The sequence below is a fragment of the Streptomyces sp. NPDC004561 genome, from assembly GCF_053602155.1.
Genome location: NZ_JBSGDB010000034.1, coordinates 15077 through 34535 on the forward strand (window position 1 = coordinate 15077; position 19459 = coordinate 34535).

The window sequence follows — 19459 nt, forward strand, 5'->3', positions numbered from 1 at the left end:
GGCGCAACCCTGTCACCCGTGCGTGTCGTCCGGGTCGCCGGACGGCGTGGCATCGGGTTTCGACCAGGGCCACCTGAGCCGTCCGCCGTACCTGTCCTCGGGGTCGTACTGGTACTTCCACCCCTGGATCAGCCCCAGCCGCTTGCTGTGCCCGCGCGGTACGCGCCGGTAGACGTGCGTCGTGGGCGGGCCGCCGGCCGGGTCCGGGACGGGGATGCGGTACGTCTTCGGGGGGTGCCCGGTCGGACCGAGCAGGACGGGCAGCACCCGTCCGTCCATGGGGCCGCCCTCGAAGGGGGTGTCCTCGCTCTTCACGGTCTCAGTCTCGGTCATCCCCGGCGAGCCCGCCGACGAGGGTGGCCGTCTGCTCGTCCCGGTTCGCGGTGACCGTCAGGACGGCCACGAACTGCTCCACCAGCCAGTCGCGCAGCTCCCCGGCCGGCGGCTGCTTGTCCTCGTCCAGCCAGATCAGCGAGGCCGCCTCCACGGCCGTGATCCACATCCGGACCGTCATGCGCAGCCGCGGCCCGGGGTCGGTGACGCCGAGGTGGCTGAGGATGTGCTCGGCGGCGGCCCGGCGCACCCCGTCCACGATGGCCGTGGTGCGCGAGGTCTCCACCACGCTGCCGCCCTGGAGCAGCGCGCTGAAACCGGTGTCGTGCCCGTCGACGAAGGCGAGGTAGCGGTCGAGGGCGCGGGACAGGCGGGGCAGCAGCGAGCCCTCGCGGGGCTCGTCGAAGCACTGCTGGAGTTCCTCGGCGGCCGACCTCAGCGCGGCCTCGTACAGCTGCTGCTTGCCGCCGGGGAAGTACCGGTAGACCAGCGGACGCGAGACTCCGGCCGCCTCCGCCACGTCGTCCAGCGACACGTCCTCGGGCGCGCGGTGGGCGAAGAGGGACAGCGCGGCGTCGAGGAGTTGGCTTCGCCTCTCCTCGACGCTGAGCCGGCGGTAGGCGGGGGTGGCCGACGGGGTCATGGCCGTCAGCCTAATCGCTGCGCCGCCGTGGCCGCCCTCGTCCGCCGGTCCGTCATGGCTGGTCGCGCGGTTGCCCGCGCCCCTGGGAGCGCCCGTGTCTACGCCAGCAGTCCGGACGACCTCCACAGCCGCCGCCCCACTCCCCGCAGGACGCCGATGTCGTCCAGGAAGTCGGTCAGCCGCCGGGCCCCCGTCTGCATGACCTCCCGGCGGTGCCCGCTGGCCTTGACCTGCGCCATCGCCTCCCGCTTGTCGAGGCCGACGTTGGCGTACACGTCGGGGTTCACGAAGGCCACCGAGAAGACGCGGGCGAACTCGCCGGAGGTGACCCGGGTGAACTCCTGGGACCACCTGGGGGCGGTCACCATCTGCCGGCGCAGTTCCTCGCGGGCGTACCGGACGTGCCGGGCCTCCTCCACGACATGGATCCGGGTGACCCCGCGGATCAGCGGCTGGACCCGCTCGTCCGGGAACGTCAGCCGCTGCATCCAGTCCAGGACCTCCTCGCCGAGCAGGGTCGCGGTGAAGGATCCGGGCGTGGTGGAGATGGTCTTGAAGAGACGGCCGAGGTTCTGGTGGGCCCGGCCCACCGGGTACCAGGGCGTGCCGCCGTGCGAGATCAGCCGCGCGAACATCTTGGAGTGCCGGCACTCGTCCTCGATCTCGGTGAGCGCGTACCGCACGTGCGCGCTCGTCGCCGCCTTGTCGTAGATGTGCCGGACGAGCAGCTGCATCAGGATGATCTCGAACCAGATGCCGAGCGAGGCCAGGGCCGCCGCCTCGTGCTGGGAGAGCAGGATCCGCTGCTCCTCGCCCATCCGCTTCCACAGGGGCGTGTCGTACAGCGACACCAGCTCCGGCGGCCAGAACCACTTGCCCTCCTCGAAGGGCGCGTCCCAGTCCAGCTCCTGGTCCGGGTCGAAGGAGTGCTTGGCGGAGGAGGCCAGCAGCCGCTCGGCCACCTGCTCCCGGTCCTTGAGCAGGCCGAGCGCGTCGCGCAGTCCGTCCAGCGCGTCCGCTTCCGTCAGGGTCGTCATGGCTCCCTCACCTCGTTACCCGGGGTACGTCGTCCGCCTCTTATGAGACTGCTTGTCAGCAAGGCCGTCAATCCCCTGCGCATGACTTGTTGACTCCGCGTCTACGTGTGAGCCTGCGAGGTATGCCGACGCATGACGTGTACGCCAACGAGCCCGGTGACTCCCCCTGGCAGGTGCCCGCGAGCGGTGCCGCCCGGTTCAGCTGGGAGTACGACGACGGCCGCGACCGCCTGCTCGCCCTGTACCAGAAGGGCAAGGACAAGCAGTGGGACGGGAACAAGCGCATCGACTGGGACCTGGAGGTCGACCCGTACGACGCGCTGGGCACGCCCGAGGAGGCCATGACCCTGTACGGGACGCCGTACTGGGACAAGATGACCGACCGGGACAAGGGCGAGCTGCGACAGCACTTCGCCTCCTGGCAGTTCAGCCAGTTCCTGCACGGCGAGCAGGGCGCGATGATCTGCGCGGCGCGGATCGTGGAGTCGGTGCCCGACCTCGACGCGAAGTTCTACTCCGCGACCCAGACCATGGACGAGGCCCGGCACGCCGAGATCTACGGCCGGTTCCTGCACGAGAAGATCGGCCTGGTCTACCCGATCAACGACAATCTGCAGGCCCTCCTCGGCGACACCCTGCGCGACAGCCGCTGGGACATGCCCTACCTGGGCATGCAGGTCCTGATCGAGGGCCTGGCGCTGGCCGCCTTCGGCATGATCCGGGACACCACCGACAAGCCGCTGCCCAAGCAGATCCTGACGTACGTCATGCAGGACGAGGCCCGGCACGTGGCCTTCGGCCGGATGGCGCTGCGCGACTACTACCGGCAGCTCACCGACGCCGAACTGCGCGAGCGCGAGGAGTTCGTGATCGAGGGCTGCTATCTGATGCGCGACCGGCTGCGCGGGGTCGAGGTGCTGGAGAACTTCGGCATCCCGAGGGCGGAGGCCGAGGAGCTGAGCGAGCGGTCCGAGTTCCTCCAGCTCTTCCGCCGGCTGCTGTTCAGCCGCATCGTCCCCTGCGTGAAGGACATCGGCCTGTGGGGCAAGCGCCTGCAGCAGGCCTATGTCGACATGGGCGTCCTGGAGATGGGCGACTCCAACCTGGACCTGCTGATGGCCGAGGACGAGGAGCTGGCCGAGCGGCTGGACGCCGAGCGCTTCGCCGGGGAGGAGCGGGAGCGGGTCGCGGAGGTGACGGAGGCGATCGAGTCGGGGGCGGCCGAGGCCTGACGGCGGGCCCGTGAGTTCCGGCGTGGCGGCGGCCCGTTCACCCCGGTGCAGTAGCGTGCTGGCGTGTCCATGCCTCCGCCGCAGCAGCCGCCGTATCCGGGCCAGCCCCAGCAGCCGTACGGCGGGCAGCCTCCGCCGAACCCCGGCCCGTACGGCTCGCCGTACCCGCAGGGGCCCTATCCGCAGGCGCAGCCTTATCCGCAGGCCCAGCCCTACCCGCCGCAGCAGCCGTACCCGGGCTGGGGCGTGCCGCCCATGGCGCCGCCGCCGAAGAAGAGCCGGGTCGGCCTGGTGCTCGGGATCGTGGGCGGTGTCCTCGTACTGGTCGTGGGCGGCCTGGTCGCGCTCGGTGCGCTCGGGGCCCGGTTCGAGAGCAGCTTCCCCGCGGCGAAGAACAAGCTCACCCTGCCCAGCACGCTGCTCGACGGGAAGTACCGGCTCGCCAAGGACCTCTCCGACACCGAGGGGAAGAAGATCGAGAGCGACGCCGAGGGCGCCTGGGACGCCAAGGACACCCACGGCGTCGTCGGCAGCTACACCCTGGGCGGCGACCAGACCAAGGGCACCCTGGTGGTGTCGGGCATGTACGGCCGGTTCAAGAACACCGACGAGGACCGGCGCAACATGATGAAGGGCGCCGCCCAGGGCGACGGCGCCAAGGTCGCCGTACCGCCGAAGGACTTCGACCTCGGCATCACCATCAGCTGCGAGGTGCTGACCCAGGAACAGCTCGGCACGAAGGTCACCCTGCCCATGTGCGCCTGGACGGACGGCAACACGGGCGCCACGGTCGCCGTCGTGGACACGCCGCTGCTGTCGCAGAACCCCTCGGAGGTCGACCTGGAGGCGCTCGCCAGGAACACCGTCAAGATCCGCTCCGAGGCCGTCAAGCCGATCGGCTGACCGCCTCCTCGGGCGCGAACGGCGGCCCCGGCGTGCGGGCGTACGGCATCGGGCCGTGCGCCCTCAGGCCTGGGGGCGCGGGCCCCCGACGGGCCGTCTCACCGGCGGAGCACCGACCGCATCACGTCCCGGGCGATCGGCGCTGCGTCCCCGCCGCCGCTGATCTCGCCCCGGTTCGCCGAGGCGTCCTCCACCACCACCGCGACCGCCACCGCCGGCGCCATGGCGTCCTCGGCCTGCGCCCAGGAGACGAACCAGGCGTACGGCACCCCGGTGTTGCCGACCCCGTGCTGGGCGGTGCCGGTCTTCCCGCCGACGACGACGCCCGGAATGGCCGCCTGCGTGCCGGTGCCCTTGCGGACCACGTCGGTCATCAGCTGCTTCAGCCGCTCCGCCGTGGCCGGCCGCATCACCTGGCGGACCGGATGCGTCCCGCTCCCGGCCACCGTCTCGCCGCCCCGCCGCGTCGTCTGCTCCACCAGGTACGGCGTCCGCAGCTGTCCGTCGTCGGCGACGGCCGCCGCGACCATCGCCATCTGCAGCGGAGTGGCACGCGTGTTGTACTGCCCGATCGAGGAGAGCGCCAGCTGCGCCTTGTCCACGTGGGAGTCGAAGGTGCTGGGCGCGACCGAGAAGGGCACGCGCAGCCCGGTGTCGTTGAACCCGAACGCCTCGGCCGTGGTCTTCATGTTGTTCGCCCCGACGTCCACGCCCAGCTTGGCGAACACCGTGTTGCAGGACCACTCGAAGGCGTCCCGCAGCGAGGCGTCGGCACAGCCGTCGGACTCGTTGGTCAGCCGGGTGAGGGTGCCGGGCAGCCGGTAGGGGTCGGGGGAGTCGGTGCGCGCGTCCAGGTCGGTGACCACGCCCGCGTCCAGCGCCGCCGCCGCGGTGACCACCTTGAACGTCGAACCCGGCGGATAGGTCTGCCGTACCGCCCGGTTGAGCATCGGCTTCTCCGGGTCGCTGTTGAGCCGCGCCCACGCCGAGGTCACCGCCTCGCCGTTGCCGGACAGCTGCGCGGGGTCGTACGACGGGCTCGTCACCATGGCCAGGATCCGGCCCGTCTCCGGCTCGATCGCCGCCACCGCGCCCTTGCGGCCCGCGAGACCCCGGTAAGCGGCCTCCTGCGCCACCCGGTTCAGGGTCGTCGCCACGTCCCCGCCCGGACTCGGCCGGCGCGTCACGTCGTGCCACAGCGGGAGCGCCGACAGCATCGGATCGGTGCCGGCGAGCACCCCGTCCTCGGCGTGCTCCAGGAACGTGGTGCCGTACGACTGGGACGCGAAGCCGGTCACCGGCGCGTACAACGGGCCGTCCCGGTAGGTGCGTTCGTAGCGCAGCTGCTCACGGGTGTCCACGGAGCCCGTGACCGGCTCGCCGCCGACCAGGATGTTGCCGCGCGGCTGCTGGTAACGGGCGATCGCGGGACGGCGGTTGGCCGGATTGCCGTCGTAGAGGCCGGACTGGACGACCTGCACCCGGGCCGCGTTGACCAGCAGGGCCGCCAGCAGCAGCGTGCAGAACGCGCACGCGTGCCGGATGTAGCGGCCCATCGGCCGGCCGTCCTCGCCGCCCATCCCGCCGTACTCGGTCACGGTGCCTCCCGGCCGTCGTACTGGCTGCGCGCGGAGTCGCTCACCCGGATCAGCAGCGCCACGATCGCCCAGTTCGTGACCACCGAGGAGCCGCCCTGGGCGAGGAACGGCATCGCCATGCCGGTCAGCGGGATCAGCCCGGTCACCCCGCCGGCGATCACGAACACCTGGAGCGCCAGGATCGAGGCGAGCCCGACCGCGAGCAGCCGCCCGAACGGCTCGCGCAGGGCGAGGCCCGCCCGGTAGCCGCGCTCCACCAGCAGGGCGTACAGCAGGATGATCGCCGCCAGGCCCGCGAGGCCCAGTTCCTCGCCCGCCGTCGCCAGGATGAAGTCCGACTTGGTGGCGAAGCCGATGAGCACGGAGTGCCCGAGCCCGAGGCCGGTGCCGAGGAGACCGCCCGCGGCGAAGGCGAACAGCGACTGGGAGAGCTGGTTGGGGCCCTGCCCCGCCTCGATGGTGGCGAACGGGTGCAGCCAGTCCTCGATCCGGCCGTTCACATGCGGCTCGAACCGGCTGACGGCGAAGGCCCCCAGCACGGCCAGGACCAGCCCCACCGCGATCCAGCCGGTCCGCCCGGTGGCGATGTACAGCAGCACCACGAACAGCCCGAAGAACAGCAGCGAGGTGCCGAGGTCCCGCTCCAGGACCAGCACGCCGACGCTCAGCAGCCAGATCGTCACGATCGGGCCGAGCACCCGGCCGGTGGGGAACTGCATCCGCCACAGCCGGCGGCCGGTGTACGCGAGCGCGTTGCGGTTGGCGGCCAGATAGGCGGCGAAGAACACCGCGAGCAGCACCTTCGCGAACTCCCCGGGCTGGATGGAGAATCCGGCGATCCGGATCCAGATCCGGGCGCCGTTGACCGCCGGGAACAGGATCGGCGCCAGCAACAGGCCGAGCGCGGCGACCACGCACACATAGGAGTACCGCTGGAGCCACCGGTGGTCGCGCAGCACCAGCACGACGGCGATGAACAGGGCCACCCCGAGCGTGGACCACACCAGCTGCGCGGGCGCCGCCGGAGGGCCCGGCGTCTCCAGGTCCAGCCGGTAGATCAGCACCAGGCCCAGGCCGTTGAGCAGCACCGCGATCGGCAGCGGCAGCGGGTCGGCGTACGGCGCCCGGACGCGGACCGCGAGATGGGCGAGCAGGGCGAGGACGCCGAGCCCGGCGCCGTACCCCAGGGCGCCGGGCGGGACCCTGCCGGTCCGGGCGAGCCCCACCGCGCAGTAGCCGTACACCGACAGCCCGACGGCCAGCACGATCAGGGCGAGTTCGATGCCACGGCGCCGGGGGAGGCGTACGGCGGACGGGGGAGCGGGGGCCGCCGCCACGGTGGTTCCGGCCTTGGTCATGCCCGGAACCTACCCAAACGGGGCGTCTTGTGCGTGATGTTCCCCGGCCGCGTCAGCACCAGCGTGGCGCCGGCCCCAGGACCCGGATGAACCGCGCCGGACCCCAGGCCCAGGTGCCGTCCGCGAGCAGGTACCAGAACGGGTTGCCGCCCACGAACTCCCCGCGGGCGCGGCAGAAGATCTCCACCAGCTGCCCCCGTCTGACGAACCTCACCCGCCGTCCCCGGCCCGGCCGGTCCCGCAGCCACATGCCGCCCCGGATGGTGACGACACCCGTCGAGAAGTGCGCGCCGGCCTTGCGGCCGCCGTCGCCGGCCGCGGCGGGACCGGCCGCGACGCCGCCGACCAGCGCACCGGTGACGGCGACTACGGCGACGGCGCGACCGAGGGAGGAGCGTACGGACATGGGGGTACCTCCGGAAACGGGGTAGATTCTGACTCATCGCCAGATTAGGAGCGGCCCGTTTCCGGCGCCTGTCACAGTGCTCCCTTAGGGGCGGCCTACCGCTCCTCGACCACCGGCAGGCTCAACGTCGCGACCGCGCCCCCGTCCACGGCGTTGGCGAACGACAGCCGGGCGCCCAGCACCTCCGCCTGCCCCAGCGCGATGGTCAGCCCCAGCCCGTGCCCCTTGGCCCCGCCCTCCGTCCGGAACCGCTGCGGCCCGTGCGCCACCAGATAGCCGGGATACCCGCCCCCGTGGTCCCGCACGGTCACCACCGGCCCGTCCACCGTCAGCACCACCGGAGCCGCCCCGTGCTTGTGCGCGTTGGCCACCAGATTGCCCAGCACCCGTTCCAGCCGCCGCCGGTCGGTCTCCACCCGGGCGTCCCGCACGATCCGCACCTCGGTCTCGGTGCCCGAGGCCCGCACCACCCGCCCGGCCAGCGCCCCCAGCTCCTCCGAGTCGACCTCCAGCTTCTCCCGGCCGGTGTCCAGCCGGGAGATCTCCAGCAGGTCCTCGGTGAGCGTGCGCAGCGCCGCCACCCGGTCCCGCACCAGCTCGGTCGGCCGGCCCGGCGGCAGCAGCTCGGCCGCCGCGTGCAGCCCGGTCAGCGGGGTGCGCAGCTCGTGCGCCACGTCCGCGGTGAACCGCTGCTCGCTCAGCAGCTTGCCCTGCAGCGACGAGGCCATCGAGTCCAGCGCGGCCGCCACCGCCGCCACCTCGTCCGGCGGCCGGGTCGGATCCTTGGTGCGGGGGTCGTTCACCCGCGCGTCCAGGTCGCCCGCGCTGATCCGGCGGGCCACCCGCGCGGTGCCGTGCAGCCGCCGGGTCACCCGGGTCACCGCGAACGCGCCGACCAGTACCGTCGCCCCGATGGCGAGCCCCGAGGACCACAGGATCGAGTTGTCCAGGCCGGCGATGGTGCGGGCCGACTGCGAGTAGTCGACCTCCACCGCGAGCGCCCGCTGCCCGGCCACCGGTCCCGCCGCCCACATCGTCGGGCGGCCCTGGTGCGTGGACACCATCGTGCCGCGCCGCCCGTCCGTCGCCAGCTCCCGCAGCGGCGCGGGCAGCCCCTCGGGGTCCACCCCGGCGCCCGGCAGCAGCGCGTCCCCGGCCTCGTACGCCTGGGTGGCGTCCTGCAGCCGGGACAGCGCGAGGCCGCGGGCCTGGCCGACGGTCTGGTTGGTCACCGAGACGTGCACGAGGACGCCGAGCAGCGCGGCCAGCGCGCAGCACATCACCGTGATGAACACGGCCGCCTTCACCGCGAGCGTCCCGGCCCACTGGGGCAGCCCTATCCTCATGGCGCGCTCGCGGAGGGGCTGGCCGACGGGGATGGGGACTGCTTCCGGCCGCTGCGGCCGTCACCGGTGTGCAGGTACTCGTCGCGGGAGAACACCATCGCGCGCTGGCCCGGGTCCCACTCCCAGGTGGTGCGGTACTCGTAGCCGGAGATGTCGGCCGGCGAGCGCTCGATCAGCGCCCGGCCGGCCAGCTCCACCCCGATGATCGCGTCGTTGTCGGCCAGCACCTGCACCAGCCGGTGCCGCTCCACGGTGTAGACCCGGACGGCCGTCTGGTTGGTCGGGTACAGCCGGAAGCCGAGCGTCAGATCGAGCGGGCCGTCCCCCGTCAGGTCCCGGTAGTACGGCTTCAGCAGCGGGCACCGCGCCGCGTTCCCGCCCGGCCGGCACTCCTTCACGCGGTCCACCGTGCCGTGGTACGCGCCCTTCGACGCGTAGTCGTCCGGATGCGCCCGGATCTCCGCCTCGACGACGTCCACCGGGTCCACCTTCCGGATGTCGTCGCCGGGCACCGTCACGCCCTTGACGATCTCCCTGGTCGCCACGTCGTACGGATAGGCCGGGCTGGACGCGGGCCGGAGGTCGGGCCAGAGCTTGGCGGGGCTGACGGCCGTCTGGGTCGGCCCGGCGGCCTTCAGCCCGCCGGCGTCCCCGCAGGCCGCCGCCGTCGCCGACAGCAGGGCGACGAGGACCACGGCGAGGGCGGTGCGCACGGGACGACGGGCTGGCACGGTGCTCCTGGGGCGTCGGGGAAGGATGGGCCCCGTACACCTTAATTCGTAGATTCGTACAGAAGTATGGGTGGATCCTGATATTCGTAGATTCTTAGGAAAGTCCTTAATGCGCACCTGGGTGCGGTGCTGGGACAGAGGCTACTCGGCCAGTTCCTCCAGCAGCCGCACGGTGTGCAACCCCGCGCGCAGGTACTCCACGAACAACTGGTTGTGCAGCGCCCACGCCGACCGCCGGGCCCGGATCAGCCGGATGGCCTCGTCCGCCGTCCCGCCCCGCTGCACCAGGGCGTGCGCGATGACCAGCCCCGAGCGGTTGTACCCGTGGTAACAGCGCACGAGCACCCGGCGGCCCGCGTCCAGCGCGTCGTTCACCGCCCGCGCCAGCCGCATCACGCCGGCGAGCTGCGTCCCGTCCAGCGGACCGTCCGGTATCGGCCACACATGGTGCTCGACGCCCACGTCCGGGCCGTACCCCGGCAGCCGCAGCAGGCTCTGCACCACGTCGAACTCGTCCCGTACGACGGCGAACTCCAGCCGGCCCGAACGGCCCCGGAACTGGTGCCCGCCCATCCACAGGCCGGGCACGATCTCGCTCCACGGGCTCTCCGGAGCCGGTACGTCGGGCTGCTTCCCGCGGGTCCGCAACGGCGCCTCCCCAACTCCCCCTCGCAGGGCCGTTCTCCAAGGTAACCGCTCTTGCCCCGGGAGCACCCCGCCTGTTCCCATGGTCGAGGGGTGATGGCGCATGAGCGGACTGCGCGTGGTGCCGGCCTTGCGGCACGGCCGGGAGCGGCTGTACGTCTGCCGCCCGGACGGAAGCAACGCCGCCTGGTACGACCGCGAGACCGGCCGGGTCAACCTGCTCGGCGAGGACGACAGAGAGGGCGTGCTCGACGCCCTGCGACCCTTCCTGACCGGCCCGGTGACCGTGGGCCCGCCCCCGGTCCCGACCCCCGCCGAGCTCTCCCGCCTCGCCCTGCACCCGGACGACGACCTGGCGCCCAACCGTCCCGGCGAGGCCCTGCTGATCGCCCTCGACCGCGACCCCGGCCCCGCCCACCGGCTGCGCCCCGACCCGCGCCGGCGCGCCCTGACCGCCGAGCAGACCGTCGGCGACGCCCTCGACCGGCTGGAGGGCGCCGGCTGGCACACCCTGCACTCCGTACCGCTGCCCGGCGGCGACCGCATCCACCACCTGGCGATCGGCCCCGGCGGCCTGTTCGCCGTACACGCCCTGTACGCCCGCAAGGCACGGGTGCGGGTCGCCGACCCGATGGTCACCGTGGGCCGCCGCGAGGCCGAGCCCCTGCTGCGCCGGCTGCGTGCCCTGGCCGACCGCGCCACCCACGCCCTCACCGCCGAGGTCCACCCGGTCCTGGCCCTGGCCGGCCCGGTGGCCGAGGTGACCGTGACCGCCGAACCGCGCGGCACCCGCATCCTCACGGACCCGGAACTGGCGGCCCTGGCCCGGCTGGGCGGCGTACTGAAGCCGGCGGACGTGGAGGCGCTGCACGCGATGGCACGGGACCGGAGGACGTGGGGGAGGGTTTAGGGGGACGGGCTTTCTTCGGTTTCTCGGTTTCTTGGGTTCGGCAGGTCAGGGCAGGAGACCTGCGCGCTCCGGGTCCAGCAGGGGGGCCAGCAGATCGCCGTGGTCCCGCAGGCGCGGGGCGATGTCGTCGGCCAGGAACTCCAGCACGCCCGGTGACCGGCACTGCGCGACCTCCTCCCAGGTCACCGGTGCGGAGACCAGCGGGACCCGGCGGGCGCGCACGGTGTAGGGGGTGGCCGTGGTCTTGCGGGCCGCGTTCTGGCTCCAGTCCACGAAGACCTTCCCCGGCCTGAGACTCTTCGTCATCCGGTGCACCACCAGTCTCGGCATCGCCCGCTCGGCCTCCACCGCGAGCGCCTTCGCGTACTCGCTCGTCCGCTCGGAGGACGCGCCCCGCACGGCCGCCAGCAGATGCAGCCCCTTCGACCCGGCCGTCTTCGGGTACGCCTCGATCCCGTCCGCCGCGAGCCGCTCCCGCAGCCAGAGGGCGACCTCGCAGCACTGCACGATCGTCGCCGGCGCCCCCGGATCGAGGTCGAACACCAGCCGGTCGGCCTCGTCCGGGGACCGCACCAGCCACTGGTGGGTGTGGAGCTCGGTGACCAGGTTCGCCGCCCAGACCAGGCTCGGCAGGTCCTGCAGCACCACCATCCGCGCCGGGCTGTCCGCCGACGAGCGCGGGACCTCGGCGGTGGTGACCCACTCGGGCGTACCCGGCGGCACGTTCTTGGTGAAGAACAGCTGGCCCTCGGGGCCGTCCGGATAGCGCAGGAAGGACACCGCGCGGTCGCGCAGATGCGGCAGGAGGGCATCCGCGGTGGTCGCGTAGTAGTGCAGCAGCTCCCCCTTGGTGAAGCCGGTCTCCGGATACAGCACCTTCGCCAGGTTGCTGAGCGCGACCCGCCGCCCCTCCACCTCTGTGATAGGCGTCATACGATGACAATCCCAGACAAACCGGAGAAATCGGGAAAGGGAGAGTGCGGCACGTGCGATCGATATGGAACGGCGCCATCTCCTTCGGGCTCGTCAGCATCCCGATCAAGCTGGTCAACGCGACCGAGAGCCACTCGATCGCCTTCCGCCAGATCCACACCGAGGACAACGGCCGCATCCGCTACCGCAAGGTGTGCGAACTGGAGGACCGCGAGGTCAGCCAGGGCGAGATCGGCAAGGGGTACGAGGACGCGGACGGCACGATCATCCCCATCAGCGACGAGGACCTCTCCCACCTGCCCATCCCGACCGCCCGCACGATCGAGATCGTCGCGTTCGTACCGGCCGACCGGATCGACCCCCTCCAGATGGGCGCGGCCTACTACCTCGCGGCGAGCGGAGCCCCCGCCGCCAAGCCGTACACCCTCCTGCGCGAGGCCCTGAAGCGCAGCAACAAGGTCGCCATCGCCAAGTTCGCGCTGCGGGGCCGGGAGCGCCTCGGGATGCTGCGCGTGGTCGGCGAGGCCATCGCCATGCACGCCCTGCTGTGGCCGGACGAGGTCCGCGCCCCCGAGGGAGTCGCCCCGGACACGGAGGTCACCATCCGCGACAAGGAGCTGGACCTCGCGGACGCCCTGATGGACACCCTCGGCGAGGTCGACCTGGAGGACCTGCACGACGAGTACCGGGAGGCCCTGGAGGAGGTCCTCGCGGCCAAGGCCTCCGGCGAGGCGCCGCCCGAGACCCCGGAACCCGCCGCCGGCGGCAAGGTGCTCGACCTGATGGCGGCCCTGGAGAACAGCGTGCGCGCCGCCCGCGAGTCCCGCGGCGCGGAGCCGGCCGAGGAGGCCGAGGTCAGATCCCTCCCACGGGGCCGGACCGCGCCCAAGGAGACGGCCACCAAGAAGTCGGCCAAGACGGCCCCCGCCAAGAAGACCACGGCACGGAAGTCCACGTCGAAGGAGACGCAGGGGGCCAAGAAGACGGCCGCGGCGAAGAGCACGCCGAAGTCGGCGACGGCCGGGAAGAAGACGACGGCGAAGAAGACGACGTCGCGCAAGCGGTCGGCGTGAAGTGCCGGGCGACGAGCCGGAAGTCATCCTGTAGAAGCGCCATCGACCTCACAGCGTCGTGCCACCGGTGAGGTCACATAGGTACAGCGTGACGCCGGGCACCCCAGGGCGTCGCTGCGTTCCTGCGGCGGGCGGCCGGACTCACGCGCTTCCGTCGCATTGGTGTCACCGAAGGCAGGTCGAAAGATGAACCCGACTCCTCGTCGCACAACACACGCTTCTTGATCGCCCCCGCGCTCGCGGTCGGCCCCGCCGTCGCCGCTTGGAGCGCGACCGTTGTGGGGCAGGTTGCACGAGGTGGTCCTGCACCGTCTCGATAGCGCTGGCTTGAGTTCCTGCGCTTTATCGCTCGACGCTGACCAGACGTATGGTCGTTGTCTTCCCTGGGCCGCTCCTGCTGGTCCTTCTTTTGCGCTGGCCTGCCCAACGCCCAGCGTGGAGGCCTCAGCCGACGCGCAACAGGACCTCGGGCCGCTCGATCCCCCGCCGCGCCGACCGCCGGCCCCAGCCCGCCCCACACTCTCTTCTTGTTTCAGGGTCGGCTGCGAGAGGCGCATAGGGGGATGTCGGGCTCCCGGTTACGCCGGAAAGACATGGTGAGCTGCGGATACGCTGTCCGACGCGCGGGGGGTGCGGAGAGTTGTCGGCGGGGATACTGGTGGGGCTTTCGGCGGAGTTGTGGGCCTGGTCGGGGGCGGGGTTATCGGATCGTGATGCTGGTTGGGCCTCCACGGTCGCACGTGTGGTCGGGGCCGGCTGCTGGTCTGTTCAGACGCGCGGCGCCGGTGAAGCGGTGCCGCACTGTACGGGAGGGCCAGGCGGTGGCGATGGTGAGCGGGGACGCGGGTGGCGGGGACCGACTGGCGTTGGCGGTACTGGCGCAGTACCGGATGGCGACGACAGAGCAGATGCATCGGGTGATCGCGCCCAGGGTGCGGATCGAGCAGACGCGACGCAGGCTGGCCAAGCTGCGCAGTGAGGGTCTGGTGGACCGCATCACCCTGCCCCAGGCCGGGCGCACGCGGGTGTGGTTTGTTACCCACTACGGCGTGCAGATCGCTTCCGAGTGGCCGGAGTTGCGGGAGTGGCAGCCACCGAAGCTGATCGCCGACCTCACAGCGGCGCGGCTGCGGGCAGGACACGCGCTGGCGGTGACGCAGACCGGGCTTGCTTTCCTGCAAGACGCCCGTCGCCGCGGGGACGTGTGTCGGCCGCTGGACTGGATCCCCGAGGTCTACCACCCCCTCGGCAACGGAGAGGCCGTCATCCCCGACGCCCTCCTGTACTACCGCAGCTCCGACGACGGCGGGTCGATGCTTCGAGCCTTCGTGGAGGTCGACCGGGCCACCATGGGCCCCGAACGTCTGGCCGCCAAACTCGGTGCCTACGCCCGCCTCCACGCCTACGTGCCCACACCCGTCGCACGCCCCCGCCCAACCTTTGCCCAGCAGCCCCCGGCAGAGGAGTGGAGGCGCCGTTACGCCCTATTCCCGCGGCTGCTGTTCGTCCTGGACGGCACCGGTCCAACCGGCATCACCACACGCATCCACGCCCTGCACGCAGCCACCAAGGCCCTGGCACTGTCCAGCTTCCTGCACACTGTCCCTGTCCTCGCCGCGGCGATGACTGACCTGCTCCAGCACGGGCCGTCAGCGCCCGTATGGCACCCCATCGACGTCCCGGACCAGGATCACAAGGTCGGCTGGATGCAGTCCCGCCGTCCTTAGCTGCTCCGCCCGCGCTTGGTAACGCCGCCGACCACGGGCCCGACCACCGCAGGTCACAGCATTGCGGACCTGGCGGTCACGCAATCGCTCACGCCGCACGTCGACCATGAGCCGGATACCAGGCCCGACCATGGCGGCTCTCACCGCTTTGCACAACGACCAGCTATGCCAGCGACCTTCGTACCGCGTTGACCAGCGAAGACGCACGCACATCGTCGGCTCCTCCGACGATGTGGTTCATCGTGTACCCGACGGCAACGCCGTGCTCCGGATCGGCGAAGGCCAGCGACATTCGGTGACGAGAAGCCAGCCGGACAACCCCGTATACCTCTCCGACCCGCACGCCTTGCCGTCAGTGACCATTGCCACAATGCGTTACCACCGCATGTGAGTCAGAGCCCAAATTCAGCCGTTGCCGACACTCGTGAGCACGATCACGGAAGCGCCCAAGACATTGTGGACGTTGCTGCCACATCCTCCCCGCGTGAAAACGACCGAGGTTGACTGGGCGTATGAAATGGCTGGCGAGCTGCTGAGTAGCAGTCTCCCGCGCAGATGGGCACATACGCAGGGCGTTGCGGCCTGCGCTCAGATGCTGGCGCCGTTGGTCGGTAACAGCGCCGAGGTGCTGGCTTGTCTCTACCGGATTCCACCCGCTGGACGGAGCGCGGTACCTCCGGGATGTGCACGCGGCGGAAGAACGGCTTGTACGCCTGGTTGCGAACCACTCGTACGCGCTGCTGGAGACCGAGGAGCGTCGCCTCGAGGACGAGCTGGCCGACGAGTTCCCCTTGCTGGATGATCCGCTCCTGGTGGACGCGCCCCTCGTTCATCGGAGCCTTCGCGGAGGCGGAGATCGTGGGCGCCTGCGAGAAGCTGGCGGACCCGGACGCGCCGGTCCGGGCGAAGACGTACGTCACCAACGTCGAGGCGTTCGGCGCGGGCACCCTCGCCCACGATCCGGCCACCGGCGAGATACTCCCGCACATCCACGTCTCTGCCGGCTGAAGGCCCAGTCGGCCGACGGCAGGACGAGCCACCTCCTCAGCGCCAAGATCCAGTTCCTCGGCGAACTGCTGATCGTGGAGGTCACGTCGCCCACGATGAACCGGCCTCGCAACCCCGACCTCTACGACTTTCCGCTGCTCACGTTCGGCTGACCGGCTGGAGTCTGAGAAGCCAGGGGTGACGGGGTGCGATCACCCTGATCGCCCCCGCCAGCCAGGCGCATGCCGGAGCGTCCAGCAGCGGCAGTACCGCATCAAAGTCGGTCTCGTCCTTCTCCCTGGTCGCCTTCGCCTGGTAGAAGAGCTGCACCTCGGGCGCGAGATACGGGATACCCGTCTCGTTCGTTCGGCCGAGCCTGACGATCGGTAGCCGGATCATGGAGTGGCGCCGCGAGACCCACTGGGTGCCCTCGGCCTCGTCCAGCATGAGCTGGATGGACCAGGGGGCCTCCGGCGTGCGGCGGCACCAGATGTCGTGGAGCGGCGGCTGGAGGACCTCTCCAGGACGCCACGGTCGCAGCTTCCCCTGGCCGGGCGGGTCCGCCACGTACAGGTCCCAGTCAGCCAGGAGATCACGTACGAGGTCCTGGTCGCGGCGGAGGACCAATACGTCGAGATCACCGTGCGGGCGCAGTTCACGGCCGGCCGCGAGCTCGATCGCGTATCCGCCGGCGATCCACCACGGGAAGTCCGCCTTGGCGAACACCGCGGCCGCATCCTCGGGGCGGTCCGGCACCCATCGCCCCAACACATCAGTACTCACCCGCCCATACGCTCAGTGACCGGACGGGCGAAGGGGAAGTTCGGCGGTGAGTCGGCAGACTGGCCTGGCTGCTCGCCCGCGCGCTCATAAACGCCCATGAGTGTCAGGGCCACCGGCGGCCATCGTTGAGTGCGTGACTCACGGCCGGCCTTGCGGCTGGGGGCTTGAGCCACGATCCTCCCGGATCCGCAGGCGCCCGAAGTCAGGGTGCTACCTGTGGCAGTTCGCCTCTCGGCGGCGTACTGCCACACCTCCCCGATCACATCGGAGCTCCGGGAGAAGGCCACCCACATCACTCACAGGAGGTCCGCCGCCCGATGATCAGCGCGCCGTCCGCCGCTCTCGGCCTAGCCAGCCCCCGACGCCTACGTGCACGCTCTGCAGCGCGTTCTCGCCGTCGACGTGATCCTTATGCTGCCGCCTGCGCGCTGGGATCACCCGGCATACGCCACGGCGAGGAGCTCAGCGGGCGGGATCGGAATGCCGCGGCTAGGACACGCCCGCTATCGGGTGATTGCGCCATTGGGGGGATACTTGACGGCTATCTAGTTGTTCGTGACTTTTGTCTGTAAGTGGCGCTTCGCCGCCGCCGTGCTCTCTTCGCCCGTCCGTTCATGGAGGGTGGCGTGAAGCGTGTTCTCGTCGTCTACTACTCGCAATCCGGTGACGTCCGGAAGGCCCTCGAAGCACTCACTGCTCCTCTCCAGGCGCCTGACGTGGAGATCTCTTGGCTACGGATCGACACGGCGCCCGCCTACTCCTTTCCTTGGGGCGTGCGGGAGTTCTTCGACTGTATGCCGGAGTCCCTCAACGGCGAGCCCCCGCCGCTCGCCCCCGTCGGCCTTGACCCGGACCAACGCTTCGACCTCGTCATCCTCGGCTGGCAGGTGTGGTTCCTGTCGCCGTCACTGCCCATCCAGGCGTTTCTTGCCGCGTCCGAGGCCGAAGTCCTGCGTGGCGCACGTGTGGTGAGTGTGACGTGCTGTCGCCAGATGTGGCAGCGCGCTTACGCCAGGGTCCGCGCCCTCATCGCGCGCGCCGGTGGTCGGCACACCGACAGCATCGTCCTCACGCACCAGGGTGGTTCGCTGGCCGGATACATCACCGCTCCGCTGCTGATGATTACCGGGCGTCGCGACAAGAGGGCCTTGCTGCCCGCTGCCGGGGTCGCGCGCGGCGACATCGACGCGCTCGGCCGCGTCGGCGAGCGGCTGCTTGAGACCCGGGACCGCTGGGCCGAACCCGAGCCCACCCCCCTGCTGTCCGACGTGGCGCCGGTCAACCTCAACGTCGGCTCGCTGCTGCCCGAGGCGGCCGTCGTGCCGCCCATGGAGGCGATCGCCCGGCTGGCCCGGCGATGCGGCGGACCCGGAAGTCTCGCACGTCAGCCGGTGATCGGGCTCTTCGTCCTGATGCTCGTGACTTGGCTGCCCGTCGTGCTGCTCGCGTCGGCGCTGCTGACGCCCGTGGCGCGCATCGTCTTCGCGCGCCGTCTCAACCGTTACGTACGCGGTCTACGGCCGTAGCCCCTGCTCTGTACAACCAACCGAGAGGATCCAAGGACCCATGCCCGCGTACATTTCCGGTGTCGGCGTCGTCTTGCCCAACGAGCCCGTCGACAACAGTAGGATCGAGGACGTGCTCGGCCGGATCGGCGGCGTCCGGTCGCGCACCAGGGCGATGGTGCTGCGCAACAACGGCATCAAGACCCGTCACTATGCCATCGACCCGGTGACCGGCGAAGCGACCCACACCAACGCCCAGTTGACGATCGAGGCGGTTCACGAGCTGTGCAGGCGCACAGGTTTCCAGCTGGCCGAGCTGGAGACCCTGTCCTGCGGCACGACCATGCCCGACCAGTTGCTGCCGGGCCACGCGGTGATGGTGCACGCGGACCTGGGCGCGCCGCCGTGTGAGGCGGTGAGCACGGCCGGGGTGTGCATGTCCGGCCTGACCGCGTTCAAGTACGCCTACCTCAGCGTGCTGTCCGGCGCGAGCCGCAACGCCGTTGCGACCGCTTCGGAGACGGCCTCGGCGGGGCTGCGGGCGCGGTACTTCGCCTCCGACCACCGGCCTGCCGACGCGGACGAGGACGCGTCGGTGGCCCGTCTGGAATCCAGCCCGGTGGTCGCCCTGGAGGCGGACTTCCTGCGCTGGATGCTGTCCGACGGCGCGGCCGCCGTCCTGGTCACCGACGAACCCCGGGGTTCGTCGGTGTCGTTGCGCGTCGACTGGATCGAGACCATCTCGATGGCGCATCTCGCCGACCCCTGCATGTACATGGGTGCGAGCAAGGGGAAGGACGGGTCGTTCACCGGCTGGCGGCAGAAAGAGACGCCCCGCGAAGCGCTGGAGGCCGGGCACTTCTTTATCAAGCAGGACGCGCGGCAGCTCGGCGATCTGATCATGAAGCTGCTCGCCGAGAGCATCACGGTCCTGAAGGAGCGGCGGGACGTCAGCGGCGAGCACTACGACTGGTTCCTGCCGCACTACTCATCGGCGTACTTCCGGCAGCCGGTCATGGACACCTTCCGCGAGTGCGGGCTCGGTGTCCCGGAGGAGAAGTGGTTCACCAACCTCGAGTACAAGGGCAACACCGGCTCGGCGTCGGTGTTCATCATGCTTGAGGAACTGCTCAACGGCGGGCGCTTCGAGCCAGGGCAGAAGGTGCTGTGCTGGGTCCCGGAGAGCGGCCGGTTCTCCTACGGCTTCATGCAGTTGACCGTGGTCTAGCGGCCGCGGGTGGTGCCCCGGCGCCCCCACGTCGTGACGATGGTTCCGTTGCTCGTGGCGTTCCCCTGCGGGGTCGCACAC

19 protein-coding genes and 2 pseudogenes are annotated in these 19459 nt (G+C 71.0%); 9 read left to right on the plus strand and 12 right to left on the minus strand.

Annotation, left to right across the window (positions count from 1 at the left end; translation table 11 throughout):
- Positions 1-12 precede the first annotated feature (12 nt).
- From ACWEN3_RS07290 to ACWEN3_RS07300, 3 genes are all read right to left on the minus strand, one after another.
- Positions 13-333 carry a hypothetical protein gene (locus tag ACWEN3_RS07290; RefSeq protein ID WP_452966812.1) on the minus strand — a complete coding sequence of 107 codons (321 nt, stop codon included), beginning with the start codon at positions 331-333 and terminating at the stop codon, positions 13-15.
- Positions 320-976 (minus strand): TetR/AcrR family transcriptional regulator, encoded by a 657-nt coding sequence (locus tag ACWEN3_RS07295; RefSeq protein WP_452966815.1) that lies wholly within the window; start codon positions 974-976, stop codon positions 320-322. Before ACWEN3_RS07295 ends, ACWEN3_RS07290 begins: the two co-directional genes overlap by 14 nt.
- Positions 977-1074: 98 nt before the next feature.
- Positions 1075-2013, minus strand: a complete 939-nt coding sequence (locus ACWEN3_RS07300) for an AurF N-oxygenase family protein (protein WP_452966816.1) — start codon at positions 2011-2013, stop codon at positions 1075-1077.
- Between the two features lie 122 nt (positions 2014-2135).
- Here ACWEN3_RS07300 and ACWEN3_RS07305 point away from each other — a divergent pair, with 122 nt between their 5' ends.
- Both ACWEN3_RS07305 and ACWEN3_RS07310 read left to right on the plus strand, forming a co-directional pair.
- The gene (locus tag ACWEN3_RS07305) at positions 2136-3245 is read left to right on the plus strand and encodes a ferritin-like domain-containing protein (protein ID WP_452966818.1); all 1110 of its coding nucleotides are present in this window, start codon (positions 2136-2138) and stop codon (positions 3243-3245) included.
- Positions 3246-3314: 69 nt separating this feature from the next.
- A complete protein-coding gene (locus ACWEN3_RS07310) occupies positions 3315-4148 on the plus strand; it encodes a hypothetical protein (protein ID WP_452966847.1) in 834 nt (277 codons plus the stop codon).
- Between the two features lie 98 nt (positions 4149-4246).
- On the opposite strand, the gene ACWEN3_RS07315 is transcribed toward ACWEN3_RS07310, so the two are convergent.
- The 6 genes from ACWEN3_RS07315 to ACWEN3_RS07340 all read right to left on the minus strand — a co-directional run bounded on the left by ACWEN3_RS07315 (position 4247) and on the right by ACWEN3_RS07340 (position 10235).
- Positions 4247-5704 carry a penicillin-binding transpeptidase domain-containing protein gene (locus ACWEN3_RS07315; RefSeq protein WP_452966850.1) on the minus strand — a complete coding sequence of 486 codons (1458 nt, stop codon included), beginning with the start codon at positions 5702-5704 and terminating at the stop codon, positions 4247-4249.
- Positions 5705-5742: 38 nt separating this feature from the next.
- On the minus strand, positions 5743-7104 hold the full coding sequence (locus ACWEN3_RS07320) for an FtsW/RodA/SpoVE family cell cycle protein (RefSeq protein ID WP_452966819.1): 1362 nt from the start codon (positions 7102-7104) through the stop codon (positions 5743-5745).
- Between the two features lie 52 nt (positions 7105-7156).
- Positions 7157-7510 (minus strand): SH3 domain-containing protein, encoded by a 354-nt coding sequence (locus ACWEN3_RS07325; RefSeq protein ID WP_452966821.1) that lies wholly within the window; start codon positions 7508-7510, stop codon positions 7157-7159.
- 95 nt (positions 7511-7605) lie between these two features.
- A complete protein-coding gene (locus ACWEN3_RS07330; RefSeq protein WP_452966823.1) occupies positions 7606-8856 on the minus strand; it encodes an ATP-binding protein in 1251 nt (416 codons plus the stop codon).
- Complete coding sequence (locus ACWEN3_RS07335) at positions 8853-9587, minus strand: hypothetical protein (RefSeq protein ID WP_452966825.1); 735 nt, start codon at positions 9585-9587, stop codon at positions 8853-8855. Before ACWEN3_RS07335 ends, ACWEN3_RS07330 begins: the two co-directional genes overlap by 4 nt.
- A 141-nt stretch (positions 9588-9728) precedes the next feature.
- Positions 9729-10235 carry a protein-tyrosine phosphatase family protein gene (locus tag ACWEN3_RS07340; RefSeq protein ID WP_452966827.1) on the minus strand — a complete coding sequence of 169 codons (507 nt, stop codon included), beginning with the start codon at positions 10233-10235 and terminating at the stop codon, positions 9729-9731.
- A gap of 100 nt (positions 10236-10335) precedes the next feature.
- On the opposite strand from ACWEN3_RS07340, the gene ACWEN3_RS07345 reads away from it, so the two are divergent.
- Entirely contained in the window at positions 10336-11142 is an 807-nt protein-coding gene (locus tag ACWEN3_RS07345) for a nuclease-related domain-containing protein (RefSeq protein ID WP_452966830.1), read from the plus strand.
- 45 nt (positions 11143-11187) lie between these two features.
- Here ACWEN3_RS07345 and ligD read toward each other — a convergent pair whose 3' ends face one another.
- Entirely contained in the window at positions 11188-12075 is an 888-nt protein-coding gene (gene ligD / locus ACWEN3_RS07350; protein ID WP_452966832.1) for a non-homologous end-joining DNA ligase, read from the minus strand.
- A 53-nt stretch (positions 12076-12128) separates the two neighbouring features.
- On the opposite strand from ligD, the gene ku reads away from it, so the two are divergent.
- On the plus strand, positions 12129-13148 hold the full coding sequence (gene ku, locus ACWEN3_RS07355) for a non-homologous end joining protein Ku (protein WP_452966835.1): 1020 nt from the start codon (positions 12129-12131) through the stop codon (positions 13146-13148).
- Positions 13149-13975: 827 nt separating this feature from the next.
- Positions 13976-14875 (plus strand): replication-relaxation family protein, encoded by a 900-nt coding sequence (locus tag ACWEN3_RS07360; RefSeq protein WP_452966853.1) that lies wholly within the window; start codon positions 13976-13978, stop codon positions 14873-14875.
- Positions 14876-15038: 163 nt separating this feature from the next.
- Here the strand turns inward: ACWEN3_RS07360 and ACWEN3_RS07365 are convergent.
- A pseudogene (locus tag ACWEN3_RS07365) lies at positions 15039-15164 on the minus strand (esterase); the annotation flags it as partial.
- Positions 15165-15392: 228 nt separating this feature from the next.
- On the opposite strand from ACWEN3_RS07365, the pseudogene ACWEN3_RS07370 reads away from it, so the two are divergent.
- Both ACWEN3_RS07370 and ACWEN3_RS07375 read left to right on the plus strand, forming a co-directional pair.
- Positions 15393-15696: pseudogene (locus tag ACWEN3_RS07370) on the plus strand (phosphohydrolase); the annotation flags it as partial.
- The gene (locus ACWEN3_RS07375; RefSeq protein ID WP_452966856.1) at positions 15674-15883 is read left to right on the plus strand and encodes a hypothetical protein; all 210 of its coding nucleotides are present in this window, start codon (positions 15674-15676) and stop codon (positions 15881-15883) included. The pseudogene ACWEN3_RS07370 and the gene ACWEN3_RS07375, both read left to right, overlap by 23 nt.
- A gap of 138 nt (positions 15884-16021) precedes the next feature.
- On the opposite strand, the gene ACWEN3_RS07380 is transcribed toward ACWEN3_RS07375, so the two are convergent.
- The gene (locus ACWEN3_RS07380) at positions 16022-16645 is read right to left on the minus strand and encodes a nucleotidyltransferase domain-containing protein (RefSeq protein ID WP_452966838.1); all 624 of its coding nucleotides are present in this window, start codon (positions 16643-16645) and stop codon (positions 16022-16024) included.
- A gap of 614 nt (positions 16646-17259) precedes the next feature.
- On the opposite strand from ACWEN3_RS07380, the gene ACWEN3_RS07385 reads away from it, so the two are divergent.
- Together ACWEN3_RS07385 and ACWEN3_RS07390 are read left to right on the plus strand one after the other, a co-directional pair.
- Entirely contained in the window at positions 17260-18171 is a 912-nt protein-coding gene (locus ACWEN3_RS07385; RefSeq protein WP_452966841.1) for a hypothetical protein, read from the plus strand.
- A gap of 40 nt (positions 18172-18211) precedes the next feature.
- Positions 18212-19378 carry a beta-ketoacyl-ACP synthase III gene (locus ACWEN3_RS07390; protein ID WP_452966844.1) on the plus strand — a complete coding sequence of 389 codons (1167 nt, stop codon included), beginning with the start codon at positions 18212-18214 and terminating at the stop codon, positions 19376-19378.
- Positions 19379-19459: the final 81 nt, after the last annotated feature.

What these genes read in the sequence shown, in the direction of transcription:
- ACWEN3_RS07360 (WP_452966853.1), top strand. Translation starts at nt 13,976, where the DNA reads ATGGTGAGCGGGGACGCGGGTGGCGGGGACCGACTGGCGTTGGCGGTA.
- ACWEN3_RS07325 (WP_452966821.1), bottom strand. Translation starts at nt 7,510, where the DNA reads ATGTCCGTACGCTCCTCCCTCGGTCGCGCCGTCGCCGTAGTCGCCGTC.
- ACWEN3_RS07305 (WP_452966818.1), top strand. Translation starts at nt 2,136, where the DNA reads ATGCCGACGCATGACGTGTACGCCAACGAGCCCGGTGACTCCCCCTGG.
- ACWEN3_RS07375 (WP_452966856.1), top strand. Translation starts at nt 15,674, where the DNA reads ATGATCCGCTCCTGGTGGACGCGCCCCTCGTTCATCGGAGCCTTCGCG.
- ACWEN3_RS07310 (WP_452966847.1), top strand. Translation starts at nt 3,315, where the DNA reads ATGCCTCCGCCGCAGCAGCCGCCGTATCCGGGCCAGCCCCAGCAGCCG.
- ACWEN3_RS07390 (WP_452966844.1), top strand. Translation starts at nt 18,212, where the DNA reads ATGCCCGCGTACATTTCCGGTGTCGGCGTCGTCTTGCCCAACGAGCCC.
- ACWEN3_RS07320 (WP_452966819.1), bottom strand. Translation starts at nt 7,104, where the DNA reads ATGACCAAGGCCGGAACCACCGTGGCGGCGGCCCCCGCTCCCCCGTCC.
- ACWEN3_RS07290 (WP_452966812.1), bottom strand. Translation starts at nt 333, where the DNA reads ATGACCGAGACTGAGACCGTGAAGAGCGAGGACACCCCCTTCGAGGGC.
- ACWEN3_RS07300 (WP_452966816.1), bottom strand. Translation starts at nt 2,013, where the DNA reads ATGACGACCCTGACGGAAGCGGACGCGCTGGACGGACTGCGCGACGCG.
- ligD (WP_452966832.1), bottom strand. Translation starts at nt 12,075, where the DNA reads ATGACGCCTATCACAGAGGTGGAGGGGCGGCGGGTCGCGCTCAGCAAC.
- ACWEN3_RS07315 (WP_452966850.1), bottom strand. Translation starts at nt 5,704, where the DNA reads ATGGGCCGCTACATCCGGCACGCGTGCGCGTTCTGCACGCTGCTGCTG.
- ACWEN3_RS07345 (WP_452966830.1), top strand. Translation starts at nt 10,336, where the DNA reads ATGAGCGGACTGCGCGTGGTGCCGGCCTTGCGGCACGGCCGGGAGCGG.
- ACWEN3_RS07385 (WP_452966841.1), top strand. Translation starts at nt 17,260, where the DNA reads ATGGAGGGTGGCGTGAAGCGTGTTCTCGTCGTCTACTACTCGCAATCC.
- ACWEN3_RS07330 (WP_452966823.1), bottom strand. Translation starts at nt 8,856, where the DNA reads ATGAGGATAGGGCTGCCCCAGTGGGCCGGGACGCTCGCGGTGAAGGCG.
- ACWEN3_RS07295 (WP_452966815.1), bottom strand. Translation starts at nt 976, where the DNA reads ATGACCCCGTCGGCCACCCCCGCCTACCGCCGGCTCAGCGTCGAGGAG.